Genomic DNA, 12633 nt, shown 5'->3' on the forward strand with positions numbered 1-12633 from the left:
GGCGCGATGAGCGGCGAAGAGCGGCCCATCATCGTCGTCCGACGCGTGAAGAAGGTCGCGGGCGGCGCCCACGGCGCGGCGTGGAAGATCGCGTACGCGGACTTCGTGACCGCGATGATGGCGTTCTTCCTGCTGATGTGGCTGCTCGGATCGACGACGAAGGCGGACCTGAACGGCATCGCCGACTACTTCAAGACGCCGCTCAAGGTGGCGCTCGCCGGAGGCAGCGGCAGCGGCGACAGCTCGTCGGTCCTCAAGGGGGGCGGGCAGGACCTGACGCGCTCCGTCGGCCAGGTCAAGAGCGGCGAACTGCCGACCGAGAAACGCATCATCAACCTCAAGGCGGCGCAGGCCGAGGTCGAGCGCCTCGAGCGCCGGAAGCTCGACGAGCTCAAGGGAAGGCTCGAGTCCGCGATCGAGGCGCGGGCGCTGCTGCGCCAGTTCCGCCGACAGCTTCGCATCGACATGACGCCCGAGGGTTTGCGCGTGCAAATCGTCGACGAGCAGAACCGGCCGATGTTCGACTCCGGCAGCGCGATCCTGAAGGACTACGCGCGCGACATCCTGCGTGAACTCGCGAGCCTGATGAACGATCTGCCGAACCGGGTGTCGCTCGCCGGCCACACGGACGCGAAGCCCTACGCGGGCGGCGAGCGCGGGTACAGCAACTGGGAGCTCTCGGCGGACCGCGCCAACGCGTCGCGTCGCGAGCTGGTCGCCGGCGGCATCGCCGAGGCGAAGATCGTTCGCGTCGTCGGTCTGGCGGCCGCCGTTCCGTTCGTCGTCGACGACCCGTTGGCCCCCTCGAATCGTCGCATCAGCATCACGGTGCTGAAACCGCGGGCCGAGCAGCAGATCCTCGATGCCGCCTCGGCGGCGCCCGCCCTCGAAGCTCCGGAGGCGATTCCTGCCGCGGAGGCCCCGGCGCATTCCGAGACCGCTCCCGAGAACGCCCCGCCGAGGACAGCTCCGGAATCGGCGGGAACGCGCTGACGGCGCGTCAATTGCGGGGCAATCCGCCCCCTAATCGAAGGCTCGGATCGGCCGGGTCGCCTGCATCATCGGTCCATCCTCCGGATGGCGGCCATGGCCGACGAGCACCGCGACGACCGACAGTTCGACCCGACCGAACGCCGCCTCGAACGGGCGCGCGAGGAGGGCAACGTCGCACGATCGCCGGAGCTCGCGACCGCTGCGGTCGCGCTCGTCGCCGCATCGACTGCAGCGCTCGCCGGGCCCGCGGTCTTCCGGGCCGCGCTGTCGTTCGCCGGCGAAGGCCTTCGCATCCCGCGCGAGGCGGCGTTCGACCCGGCGCGGGCCGTCGACGCGCTGTCGCACCAGGCCCTCGCCGCGATGGTAGCGATGGCGCCCTGGTTCGGGCTGATGCTGGTGGCCGCATGCGCGGGTCCGATGCTGATGTCGGGCGGCGTCGCGTCGTTCAAGGCGATCGCGCCCAAGGCGTCGCGACTCGATCCGCTGGGCGGCCTGAGCCGTCTGTTCTCGATGCGCAGCGTCGGGGCGCTCATGATCGCGCTCGCGAAGTGCGCGCTGCTCGGCGCGATCGCCTGGGTCGGCGTGACGCGCGCGCTGCCCGAACTCTCCGCGGCGGGTGCGGTCGATGCCGTCGCCGGCGTCGGTCGCATCGGTGCGTGGCTCGCGACCGTCGGATTCGCGCTGGCCGCCGGCATCCTCGCCATCGCGCTGGCCGACGTGCCGGTGCGCTGGTGGCGCCATCACCGCGACCTGCGGATGACCCGCGAGGAGATGCGCGAAGAACTGCGGGAGAGCGACGGTGATCCCCAGATGAAGGCGCGCATCCGCAGCATGCGGCGCGCAGGCGCCGGCAGGCGCATGATGGCCGCGGTTCCGACCGCGACGGTCGTCGTCACGAACCCGACGCACTACGCGGTCGCGCTCGAGTACCGCCCGTCGATGCGGGCCCCGAGAGTCGTCGCCAAAGGGGCGGATCTGGTCGCGCAACGCATCCGAGCGGTCGCCGCCGAGCACCGGGTGCCGATGCTGGAAGCGCCATCGCTCGCCCGCGCGCTGTGGAAGCACGCCGACGTCGGAGGCGAGATCCCGCAGGCGCTCTACCCGGTCGTGGCGCGGCTGCTCGCCTGGGTGTGGCAGGTCGAGCAGGCGATGGCATCAGGCGGCGCGACGCCGGGACATCCCGACGACTTCGACGTGCCACCGGGCCTCGACCCGGCCCCGGGGGCCGCATGACCGGCGCCGCGGTCGAGGCACCGTTTCCGCGCAGCGCGTTCGCCGGGTTCGCCGGGCCGGTCGTGGTCGTACTGGTGCTGGCCATGATGGTGCTGCCTCTGCCGCCGTTTCTCCTGGATATCCTCTTCACGTTCAACATCGCGCTCGCACTCGTCGTGCTCCTGTCGGCGCTCTACTCGGTGAGGCCGCTCGACTTCGCGGTGTTCCCGACGGTGTTGCTGCTCACGACGCTCATGCGCCTGTCGCTCAACGTCGCTTCGACGCGCGTCGTGCTCCTGAACGGCCATACCGGTCCGGACGCGGCCGGGCGCGTGATCGAGGCGTTCGGCCACTTCCTGATCGGCGGCAACTTCGCGGTCGGCCTGATCGTGTTCGCGGTCCTCGTCGTCATCAACTTCGTCGTGATCACCAAGGGCGCCGGACGCATCGCCGAGGTCAGCGCGCGCTTCACGCTCGACGCCATGCCCGGCAAGCAGATGGCGATCGACGCGGATCTCGGCGCCGGCCTCATCGGCGAGGACGAGGCACGTCGGCGCCGCACCGAGCTGTCGTCGGAGAGCGAATTCATGGGGGCGATGGACGGCGCCTCCAAGTTCGTCCGCGGCGATGCGATCGCCGGCATCCTGATCCTGTTCATCAACATCCTGGGCGGGCTCGCGATCGGCGTCCTGCAGCACGACCTGTCGTTCGCGACCGCCGCGAACCACTACGTGCTTCTCGCCGTCGGCGACGGCCTCGTCGCCCAGATCCCGGCGATCGTGATCTCGACCGCCGCGGGCCTGGTCGTCTCGCGCGTCGGGAAGGGGGAGGACACCGGGCGCCAGCTCGTGAACCAGCTCTTCACGCAACCGCAGTCGCTGCTGATCGCCGCCGTCGTGCTGGGCGCGATCGGACTCGTGCCGGGCATGCCGCACTTCGCGTTCCTCGCGCTCGCGCTGGGCATGGGACTGTTCGCGCGTCACCTCGCGACGCGCCGGCGCGCCTCCGCGGCGACGGCCTCGCCGGCGCCCGCGGCGCCGGTCGAAGCCGTCGAAGTGAGCTGGGACGAGATCGCCCCGGTCGACGTGCTGGGGCTCGAGGTCGGCTACCGGCTGATCCCGCTGGTCGATCGCGGTCAGGACGGCGAGCTCCTTCGGCGCATCCGGGCGATCCGGCGCAAGTTCGCCCAGGACGTGGGCTTCCTGCCGCCCGCGGTGCACATCCGCGACAATCTCGAGCTCGCGCCGCACGCCTACCGCATCGCGTTGAAGGGCGTGCCCCTCGTCGAGGGGGAGGCGCGCAACGACATGCTCCTCGCGATCGATCCCGGTCGCGCCTCGGGACCGCTCGAGGGCATCGCGACGCGAGATCCGGCCTTCGGTCTGCCGGCGCAATGGATCGAGACGCGCCTGCGCGATCAGGCGCAATCGCTGGGTTACACCGTCGTCGACGCCGGCACGGTCATCGCGACACATCTGTCGACCATCGTCCACGCCCAGGCGGCGGCGCTGTTCGGCCGCGCCGAGCTGCAGGGCCTGCTCGACCAGGCGGCCAAGACGATGCCCAGGCTGGTCGAGGACCTGACCCCGAAGCTCCTCTCGCTCGCGACCGTCCAGCGCGTGCTGGCCAACCTGCTCGACGAAGGCGTGCACGTGCGCGATCTGCGCACGATCCTCGAGACATTGATCGACCAGGCGCCGCGCAGCCAGGACCCGGCCGAACTGACTGCCGCCGTGCGCGTGGCGCTGGGACGCGCGATCGTGCAGGCGATCTACGGTTCCTCGGGCGACCTTCCGGTCATCGTGCTCGACGCGGGACTCGAACGCGTCCTCGGGCAGGTGCTGGGCGTCGCCGGGTCCGATGGCGCGGGACTCGAGCCGGACCTCGCCGGGTCGCTGGCGCAGGAGATCGCCGGCGCTGCCCAGACGCTGGAAGAACAGGGCATTCCACCGGTGCTCCTCGCCCCGGACCGGTTGCGCGTCGCTCTCTCCCGCATCGCGCGCCGCGCCGGCAGCGCGATCCGCGTGCTGTCCCATGCCGAGATTCCCGAGTCGCGCACGATCCGTGTGCGCGCGACCGTCGGAGGCAAGCCATGAAACCGCGAAAGTTCAGCGGCACGCGCTCGCGCGACGTGCTGGAGCAGGTCCGCAACGAGCTCGGACAGGATGCGATCATCGTGTCCAACCGCGCGACCGTCGACGGGATCGAGGTGCTCGCGATCGCCGGCGAGGCGATGGAGGCGCTGCTTTGCGGCGAGCCGCCGCGCGGGCCGGCCGACACCCCGCCGCAGGAAACGCCCGCGAGGGCCGCGCCGGTGCGGCACCCGCCGCGCCTCGACCCGGCGCCGGAGGCTCGCGCGTACGAAGTCCGCGCACCGGAGCCGGCCCTCGCAGCCCCCTGCACGGCGCTCGGGGCCGGCGGACCGGACGCCGACACGATGCCGCGGCTGATGGGCGAGGTCGCGACACTGCGCCGCCTGCTCGAGGAACAGTTGGGCGGCCTCGCATGGTCCGACCTCTTGCGTCGCCGTCCGGTCGCCGCCCGCGTGCAGCGCGATCTGCTCGCCGCGGGATTCAGCGCGGCGCTCGCCCGCGACCTCGCCCAGGGCATGCCGTCGGCGACGACGGCGGCGAGCGCACGTCCCTGCATCGCGTCGGCGCTCGCCTCGCGCCTCGCCTGCGTGAGAGAAGGCGACGATCCGCTGTCGGAGGGCGGCGTGTTCGCACTCGTCGGACCGACCGGCGTCGGCAAGACAACCACGGTCGCCAAGCTGGCCGCGCGCGCGGCCATGCGCTACGGCGCCTCGCGCGTCGCACTGCTCACGACCGACAGCTTCCGGGTAGGCGCGCACGACCAGCTCCGCATCTACGGTCGCATCCTCGGCATACACGTGCAGGCGGTCGCCGAACCCGAGGACCTCGCGCTCGCGCTCGACCGCACGGCTTCACGCCACTTGGTGCTCATCGATACCGTGGGACTGGGGCAACGCGACCGGCGGGTCGCCGACCAGCGCGCGTTGCTCGCCGACCCCCGCATCCGCAAGCTCCTTCTGCTCAACGCGACCGCCCAGGGCGCGACGCTCGAGGAGGTGTTGGGCGCGTACGGCGAGGGCAGCGCCCGCCCGACGACGATCCTGACCAAGCTCGACGAGGCCGCGCGACTCGCGCCGGTCGTCGACGTCGCCGCGCGACACTCGTTGCCGATCGCCTACGTGACGCACGGTCAGCGCGTGCCGGAGGACCTGTCGCATCCGAGTGCGGACGTGCTCTCCGATCGTGCATTGCGCGTGCAGGGCGCGGCATCGAGCCCGTTCGCGCTGGAGATCGACGAGGTTCCGCTCGCACCCGATGACGTGTCGTCGGAGCTCGCGCATGCGTGACGGTCAGGCCAGCGGTCTGCGGCGGTTGTTCCGACCGACGGCCGCGCAGACATTCGCGATCGCGGGTCAGGATGCGGCACCGATCGCCGTCCTGCTGGCGCGTGCGCTGGCGGACCAGGGGGCACGGGTGCTCCTGGTCGATCTCGCGCTGGGTGAGGTCGCCGCCTGTGCGGGGATCGCGACGCGTTACGACCTCGCGCAGGCGCTCGATGGCGACCGCGGCGCGGCCGACGTGCTGTGCGAAGGACCCGACGGCATCACCGTGCTGCCGGCGGCACGCGCATTCGCGCGCCTGGCGTCGGGAGGCGACTGGCGGACCGCCGTGGGCGCGGTCGCCTCGCGGGCGGGGACCTTCGACCGGTGGATCGTCCACGGCGGCACGCCCGGCGGCGTCGACACGCTGTGCGCACTCGCGCCGAACGCTGCCTCCGCAACGAGGTGCTACGCGGTCCTCAAGTCGCTCGCGCGCACGCGCGAGGTGTCCGGCAGCGCGTCGATCGTCGTGCACCGTGCGGCGTCTGCAGACGCGGCCCGCGACACGCACCGCCACGTGGCGGCGACGGCGAAGCGCTTCCTCGGTTTCGACGTTCCGCTCGAAGCCCATCTGCCCGAGGCCCCGTGGGCCGCCGCGACCCGGGCCGCCTGGTCGGACTTCGCCGCCACCGCCGGCGGTCGCGCCTTCGTCGAACTGGCTCAACGCCGGCTCGCTTCGTCCGCACGCGCGCCGCAGCCCCTGGAAGTTTCCGCCTAGGCCGCGGAGCGCGTGCTCGTCCTCCCCGTCCGTCCGCCACAGCCCATCAGGATCGCCGCACATGTACACCGCCACCGGCACGATCGATGTCTCCGCCCGCGTCGTCGAATACGCTCCGATGGTGCGCCGCATGGCGCACCACCTGGCCGCGAAGCTGCCCGCGAGCGTGCAGATCGACGACATGGTGCAGGCGGGGATGATCGGCCTGATGGACGCCGCGTCGCGTTACGAGGCCGGGCACAACTGCAGCTTCGAGACCTTCGCGTCGCAGCGCATCCGCGGCGCCATGCTCGACGAACTGCGCGCGGCCGACTGGCTCCCGCGCAGCGTGCGCAAGGCGCTGCGACGCATCGAGTCCGCGATCGCGAAGCTCCAGCAGAAGCTCGGCCGCCCGCCGACCGAGCGGGAGATCGCCGAGGCGCTCGGCCTGTCGATCGGCGAGTATCACGCGGAGCTCCGTGAGGCACGCGGCTACGAGGTGCTGCACTTCGAGGACTTCGGCCCCGACGGCGGCGACGACTTCCTCGACCGCCACTGCACCGATGCGCACGAGGATCCGCTCGAGAAGGTACGCGATGCGGGATTCCGCAGGGCGCTCGTCGCCGCGATCGAGCGCCTGCCCGAGCGCGAGCGGCTCCTGATGGGCCTCTATTACGAGCAGGAGCTGAACTTCAAGGAGATCGCCTCCGTGCTCGAGGTCACCGAGTCGCGGGTCTGCCAGCTCCACGCCCAGGCGGTCGCCCGCCTGCGCGCCGTGCTGCGCGACTGGTAGCGCCGCCCGCGTACGGTCAAGTTCGGCCCGCCGCGGCCGATAGGGAGTAGGCGAGCCCGGGCCCCGCCCGGGGCATTCGTACGTCGCGCCGGCCTCCACCGGCGCCACGGCGCGGGCACCGATCTCCGAAACGAGCGCGAATCGATGGATCCTCTGAGCGTGGCAGGGCTGGTGCTGGCGGCGCTCGCGATCCTGGGCGGACAGGCGCTGGAAGGCGGACACCTGGGATCGCTGCTCCAGCCCGCGGCCGCGCTGATCGTCATCGGCGGGACGTTCGCCGCCGTGCTGATCCACTCCCGTCCTCCGACCTTCGTGGCCGGAGTGAAACTCGCGCGCTGGGCGCTGCAGCCGCCGCGACTGGACGTCGACGGCTTCGTCGCCCGGGTCGAACGCTGGGCGACGACCGCGCGCCGAGACGGCATCCTCTCGCTCGAGCGCGAGATTCCCGGCGTCGTCGAGCCCTTCGAGCGCGAAGGACTGCAGCTCCTCGTCGACGGCATGGATCCGGAGCGCATCCGGGAGACCCTGGAGATCGAGATCGACGCGAGCGAGGCGCGTCTCAGGGCCGCGGCGAAGGTCTGGGAAGCGGCCGGGGGGTACGCGCCGACGATCGGCATCCTGGGCGCGGTCCTCGGACTGATCCACGTGATGGAGAACCTCACCGACCCCGCCAAGCTCGGCGGGGGGATCGCGGTGGCGTTCGTCGCGACGATCTACGGCGTCGGGGCGGCCAATCTGCTGTTCCTGCCGCTCGCCGCCAAGCTCAAGTCGCTGATCGGTGCCCAGTCGGACTACCGGGCGGTCGTGACCGACGGGCTGCTCGGTATCGCGAACGGCGACAATCCGAAGGTGATCGTCGCACGGCTCACGCGCCATCAGGCCTGACGCCATGCGCCGCCGCGCCGCCCGCCATGCCGAGGAGCACGAGAACCACGAACGCTGGCTCGTCTCCTACGCGGACTTCATCACGCTGCTGTTCGCGTTCTTCGTCGTCATGTACGCGATCTCGACGCTGAACGAGGGCAAGTACCGCGTGCTCTCCGACGCGCTCGTCGCTGCGTTCCGCCACGACCGCATCGCGGCGGTGTCGATCGCGGGTCCGGCGCCGATCCAGCTCGGCAAACCGCCGCCGGCGGCGCCGCGACCTCAGGACACGGCGCGACGCAAGCGCGAGCAGAAGCTCGTCGGGCTGGCCGGCCGCCTCTCCGAAGCGCTGCAGCCGCTGGTCCGGAGCGGACAGGTACGGCTCACCCAGGGTTCCCGGGGACTCGCCGTCGAGATCAACGCGAGCGTCCTCTTCGCGTCCGGACAGGCCATGCTCCAGCCGGGATCGATCGCCCCGCTGGTGAGCGTCGCCGAGGTCCTCGCCAGCGTCGACAATGCGCTCGAGGTCGAAGGCCACACCGACAATGCGCCGATCGCGAGCAGCCTGTTCCCGTCGAACTGGGAACTCGCCTCGGCGCGTGCGAGCGCGGTCGTTCGGCTGTTCATCGCGAACGGCGTCGCGCCAGAACGCCTGACGGCGACCGGTCACGCGGACAACCGCCCGGTCGAGAGCAACGAGACGCTGGAGGGACGCGCACGCAACCGCCGCGTGACGCTCGTCGTGCTCTCCGACACGCCGGAGTCCGCGGCGTCCCGGCCGGCGGGAGGGCCCGGATGAGTCCCGAGCTCGCCGACGTGCTGCTCGTCGAGGACGATCCCGACGACGCGAGTCTCACGCTCCGCGCGATGCGGCGCGCCGACGTCACGCTTCGCATCGTCCACGTGCACGACGGCGTGTCGGCGCTCGAGTATCTCGCGGACACGACGGCCGTCGAAGGCGCGCGGCGCCCGCGCATCGTGCTGCTCGACCTCGCGCTGCCGCGCATCGGCGGTCTCGAGGTGCTGCGCCGCATTCGCGCGCACGGTGCGCTGCGGATGCTGCCCGTCGTCGTGCTGACCTCGTCGCGCGAACCGCGCGACGTCGCGGCGTGCTACGACCGCGGAGCGAACAGCTACGTCGTGAAGCCGACCGGGTACGCCGAGTTGATCGGAACGCTCGGCGAGCTGACGCGCTACTGGCTCACCATCAGCGTGGCGCCGCCGTAGTCGCGGCGGAGGGAGGTCCAGGTGCGCCCGGGCCGGCGCAGGCGCGGATCGTCTCGGATCACGCGGAGAGACCCCGCCGCGTCTCGATCGAGCGGACCGGCGCGCAGGCGCGGGCGAAGCCCCGCGGGTCGTAGAGAACATCCGCGCCCGCCGCGGAGGCGATCGAGGCGAAGGCCCCGTCGACATGACGCTGCAGTCGCGCGATCAGCGCGCCGTTCTGGCCGTTGAGTCGGCGCGCCTCGTCGGCGAGCGCGAGCAGGGCGTCGCGACGGGCGGCGGCTTCGCCGGCGCCCAGATGCTCGCCGAGCCAGAGGACGAGGCCGAGCGCCGAGACGGGGAAGCCGCGCGCGCGCATCGCCGCTTCGCGGGCGCGCGTGCGCAGGTCGACCACGGCGATTTCCTCGCCCTTTCGTCGTGCGAGATCGGCCACGAGCGCGGCGTCCGCGGCCCTGAGCGCCTCCTGCTCGGCGCGCAACAGATCGCACAGCACGAAAAGACCGCCGCATTCCGCGGCGACGACATCGGCGGGCGAAGCACCCGCCTCGGGGAGGCGAGGATCCCGGGTCATTCGCGTTGCCGGTCCAGCAGGGCGAGCGCCTGCGCGACCATGCGGTCCGCGACTGCGCCGGGGTCGACGGTGAGCGTGCCGTTCCGGATCGCCTCCTTGATGGCTTCGACCCGGGAGTGGTCGAACGAGGCGTCCGCGGTCGCCTTCACGTCACCGGTGGCGAGGGTCGAGAGCTGGACCCGGTCACGGCCCGGCGTGTTCGCGTTCGCCACGGAGGCCTCGGCTCGTCGGGTGCCCGTCTCGGCGGTGGACGTCGCGCGTGCGTTGAGATCGGCGGACGGCGGAATCTTCATGGTCGGTCCTGGGAGCGGCGGCGGGACGCCGGCAGGTGATTATCGGCGCAACGCGACCGAAGTTGAGGGCGTGCGGTCCCGGACCTCGACGATGCCGCCGGGACGGGCAACCCCCGAGAGCGCCTTCGTGCCGGGCGCTCCGGGTTGGGTCAGCGCGACCGCCACCGTCTGACCTTCGGCGGCCGCCCCGAGCGCTTTGCCATCGGCGCCGATCGCGAATCCTCGACCGACGAGCACGATCCGGACCGGATCGCCCGCGCGGACGATGGGCGGGGTACGCAGCAGTTCGGGATGGATCCGCTCGCCCGCGGCGATCGAGCGCACCGGGAGCCGTCCGATCGCGAGATCCGCACCGAGCGCCGCTGCATGGCCGTGCCGCGTGAGCTCGGTGCGCGCGGTTCGAAGGTCGTCGGCCGCGATCGGCACGCCACGCGCGAGGTCGCGCGACGCCACCAGAGCGTCGCCCCAAACGCGGACGTTGACCGGTACCCAGACGGTCCAGGACGCGCCCTCGACACAGCGGACGCGCACGCTCGTGCGCCCCCACAGCCGGCCACCGGAGGGCAGCGAAGGCTCCAGGCGCGAACAGGGCGCGAGCACGAGCCCGGGATTGATCGCACCCACCTCGATCTCCACGTCCACGCCTTCGGGAATGTCGCGGTCGACGAGGAGCCGGATGCGATCGGACAACCCGTCCGGTGCGACCGGCGACGCGAGGGCGGGTCCGAAGGGGAGGGCGGCGAGGGCGACGGCGAGGAGCCAGCGGCGGGGCATCGGCATCTCCGGCGGGTCCGGCGCTCGCCGGACGATGGGGCGAATCTACGCGCGGGCGCGACGCGCCGATCGGGGGAAATGACGCGCTTTTCGCGTCCTGCTCGGCGCATCGGGATCCGCCCTCTCGGCTCACCATCCGCACACCAAGGAGTCCGACCGATGATCGACCGCCTCGACGAATACCTGAGCCTCCAGACCGCGGCGCTGCGGCTGCGCGCCGAGCGTCAGGGCGTCATCGCGTCGAACATCGCCAACGCCGATACGCCGAACTACAAGGCGGTCGATTTCGATTTCGCCCGGGCGCTCGATGCAGCGACCCGCGCCTCCGGCGCGATCGGGGGCGCGCCGGCGCCCACGCTCCTCTTTCGCCAACCCGTCCAGGACGCCCTCGACGGCAACACCGTCGACATGGACGGCGAGCGCGCCCGTTTCGCCGACAACGCGATTCGCTACGAGGCCGCGCTCAAGGCGCTCAATGCCCAGATTCGCTCGATGCTGACCGCGCTCGCCGGCTAGGAGGACCCACGATGAACCTCTTCAACGTCTTCGACATCGCCGGCAGCGCGCTGACCGCGCAGTCGCAGCGGCTGAACGTGACCGCGAGCAACCTCGCGAACGCCGAGAGCCTCGTCGGTCCCGACGGCAGCGCGTACCGGGCCAAGCAGGTCGTGTTCCGCGCGGTGTCGGGACCGGACGGGCTCTCGAAGGTCGCGGTCGACGGCATCGTGACCGATTCCGCCCCCGGCCGGAAGGAACATCGCCCCGGCCATCCGCTGGCCGACGCCGCCGGCTTCGTCACGATGCCCAACGTCAGCGTCGTCGACGAGATGGTCAACATGATCTCGGCGTCGCGAGCCTACCAGTCGAACGTCGAGGTGATGAACACCACGAGGACGTTGCTCGCCAAGGTTCTGACGCTCGGACAGTGATGCACGAGGATCCCGCATGAATCCCATCAGCCTCATCGATGCCGCCGCACGGACGATTCTCGGGTCACGCGCGGGGGCCGCGGCGGCGCCCGTCGCGCCCGCCGCCGCGCGTGCCCAGCCGGTCACGAAGCGCATCGACGCCGAACGCGTCTCGGGCGAGGGCGCGCCGAAACGGCCGCAGGAGAAGGCTGCGCTGCCGGTCGTGAAGTCCGGTGACGCCGCCCGGACGGCCGACGCCTCGGCTTCGCGCGGCGCGTCCACCGGGAGCAACGAGGCGGCGGAGCGCTTCCTGACGCTGCTCGTCGCCCAGTTGCGCAACCAGGATCCGTTGAACCCGCTCGACAACGCGCAGGTGACGACCCAGCTCGCGCAGTTGTCGACGGTCACGGGCATCAACCGGATCAACGAGACGCTGCTCGCGCTCGGCGAAGCGCAGTCCGCCGCGCGCACCCTGCAGGCGGCCGCCTTGCTCGGCCGGGAGGTGGTGGTCGACGGCAACGCGATCCGCCCGGGTTCGGACGAACCCTCCCGGGGAGGCTACGCGCTCGGCGCAGCGGCGACGTCCGTCGTCGTGACGATCAAGGACGCCGCCGGTGCGGTCGTTCGCACGATCGATCTCGGCGCGCATCCCGCGGGCGAGCAGCACTTCGGCTGGGACGGGAAGACCGACGCGGGCGCCGCCGCCGCACCGGGCAGGTACACGTTCGCGGTCGCCGCGACCGGCCGGGACGGTCCCGTGACGGCGAGGACGATGACCATCGCGACGGTGACCGGGGTCGACGCGGCGGACGGGGGGCCGCGGCTCGTGCTGGGCGACCTCGGCAGCATCGGCCTCGACGAGGTCCGCACGTTCAACTGACATTCAAGGAGC

Annotated in this window: 15 protein-coding genes; 12 read left to right on the plus strand and 3 right to left on the minus strand. The window is 71.8% G+C overall.

Translation table 11 applies throughout. The features are described 5' to 3' along the window. The first annotated feature begins 6 nt into the window (after nt 1-6). The 9 genes from motB to HS109_04230 all read left to right on the plus strand — a co-directional run bounded on the left by motB (nt 7) and on the right by HS109_04230 (nt 9198). Complete coding sequence (gene motB / locus HS109_04190) at nt 7-993, plus strand: flagellar motor protein MotB (protein MBE7521568.1); 987 nt, start codon at nt 7-9, stop codon at nt 991-993. A 93-nt stretch (nt 994-1086) separates the two neighbouring features. Next, nucleotides 1087-2226 (plus strand): EscU/YscU/HrcU family type III secretion system export apparatus switch protein, encoded by a 1140-nt coding sequence (locus tag HS109_04195; protein ID MBE7521569.1) that lies wholly within the window; start codon nt 1087-1089, stop codon nt 2224-2226. Continuing rightward, the gene (gene flhA, locus HS109_04200; GenBank protein MBE7521570.1) at nt 2223-4301 is read left to right on the plus strand and encodes a flagellar biosynthesis protein FlhA; all 2079 of its coding nucleotides are present in this window, start codon (nt 2223-2225) and stop codon (nt 4299-4301) included. The genes HS109_04195 and flhA overlap by 4 nt, the downstream gene beginning before the upstream one ends. Continuing rightward, complete coding sequence (gene flhF, locus HS109_04205; protein MBE7521571.1) at nt 4298-5584, plus strand: flagellar biosynthesis protein FlhF; 1287 nt, start codon at nt 4298-4300, stop codon at nt 5582-5584. The genes flhA and flhF overlap by 4 nt, the downstream gene beginning before the upstream one ends. Next, nucleotides 5577-6335 carry a hypothetical protein gene (locus HS109_04210; protein MBE7521572.1) on the plus strand — a complete coding sequence of 253 codons (759 nt, stop codon included), beginning with the start codon at nt 5577-5579 and terminating at the stop codon, nt 6333-6335. The genes flhF and HS109_04210 overlap by 8 nt, the downstream gene beginning before the upstream one ends. Nucleotides 6336-6396: 61 nt before the next feature. Then, entirely contained in the window at nt 6397-7107 is a 711-nt protein-coding gene (locus HS109_04215) for an RNA polymerase sigma factor FliA (GenBank protein ID MBE7521573.1), read from the plus strand. Between the two features lie 144 nt (nt 7108-7251). Then, a complete protein-coding gene (locus HS109_04220; GenBank protein MBE7521574.1) occupies nt 7252-7992 on the plus strand; it encodes a flagellar motor protein in 741 nt (246 codons plus the stop codon). A gap of 4 nt (nt 7993-7996) precedes the next feature. Beyond that, nucleotides 7997-8770, plus strand: a complete 774-nt coding sequence (motD, locus tag HS109_04225; GenBank protein ID MBE7521575.1) for a flagellar motor protein MotD — start codon at nt 7997-7999, stop codon at nt 8768-8770. Then, on the plus strand, nt 8767-9198 hold the full coding sequence (locus HS109_04230; GenBank protein MBE7521576.1) for a response regulator: 432 nt from the start codon (nt 8767-8769) through the stop codon (nt 9196-9198). The genes motD and HS109_04230 overlap by 4 nt, the downstream gene beginning before the upstream one ends. Before the next feature lie 58 nt (nt 9199-9256). On the opposite strand, the gene HS109_04235 is transcribed toward HS109_04230, so the two are convergent. Genes HS109_04235 through flgA form a run of 3 tightly spaced genes read right to left on the minus strand, consistent with a single transcriptional unit; the run spans nt 9257 to nt 10833 of the window. After that, entirely contained in the window at nt 9257-9766 is a 510-nt protein-coding gene (locus tag HS109_04235) for a flagellar protein FlgN (protein ID MBE7521577.1), read from the minus strand. Further along, nucleotides 9763-10059: a flagellar biosynthesis anti-sigma factor FlgM gene (gene flgM, locus HS109_04240; GenBank protein MBE7521578.1), complete on the minus strand. Its 297-nt coding sequence runs from the start codon at nt 10057-10059 to the stop codon at nt 9763-9765. Before flgM ends, HS109_04235 begins: the two co-directional genes overlap by 4 nt. 39 nt (nt 10060-10098) lie before the next feature. After that, nucleotides 10099-10833 carry a flagellar basal body P-ring formation protein FlgA gene (gene flgA / locus HS109_04245; protein ID MBE7521579.1) on the minus strand — a complete coding sequence of 245 codons (735 nt, stop codon included), beginning with the start codon at nt 10831-10833 and terminating at the stop codon, nt 10099-10101. Between the two features lie 159 nt (nt 10834-10992). On the opposite strand from flgA, the gene flgB reads away from it, so the two are divergent. From flgB to HS109_04260, 3 genes are read left to right on the plus strand one after another with little or no spacing between them, the layout of a single operon-like run. Further along, a complete protein-coding gene (flgB, locus tag HS109_04250; GenBank protein ID MBE7521580.1) occupies nt 10993-11349 on the plus strand; it encodes a flagellar basal body rod protein FlgB in 357 nt (118 codons plus the stop codon). A gap of 11 nt (nt 11350-11360) precedes the next feature. Then, entirely contained in the window at nt 11361-11762 is a 402-nt protein-coding gene (gene flgC, locus HS109_04255) for a flagellar basal body rod protein FlgC (protein ID MBE7521581.1), read from the plus strand. A 16-nt stretch (nt 11763-11778) separates the two neighbouring features. Further along, on the plus strand, nt 11779-12621 hold the full coding sequence (locus tag HS109_04260) for a flagellar hook assembly protein FlgD (GenBank protein MBE7521582.1): 843 nt from the start codon (nt 11779-11781) through the stop codon (nt 12619-12621). The last annotated feature ends 12 nt before the right edge of the window (nt 12622-12633 follow it).

It is taken from the genome of Burkholderiales bacterium (assembly GCA_015075645.1).
Taxonomy (GTDB): domain Bacteria; phylum Pseudomonadota; class Gammaproteobacteria; order Burkholderiales; family Casimicrobiaceae; genus VBCG01.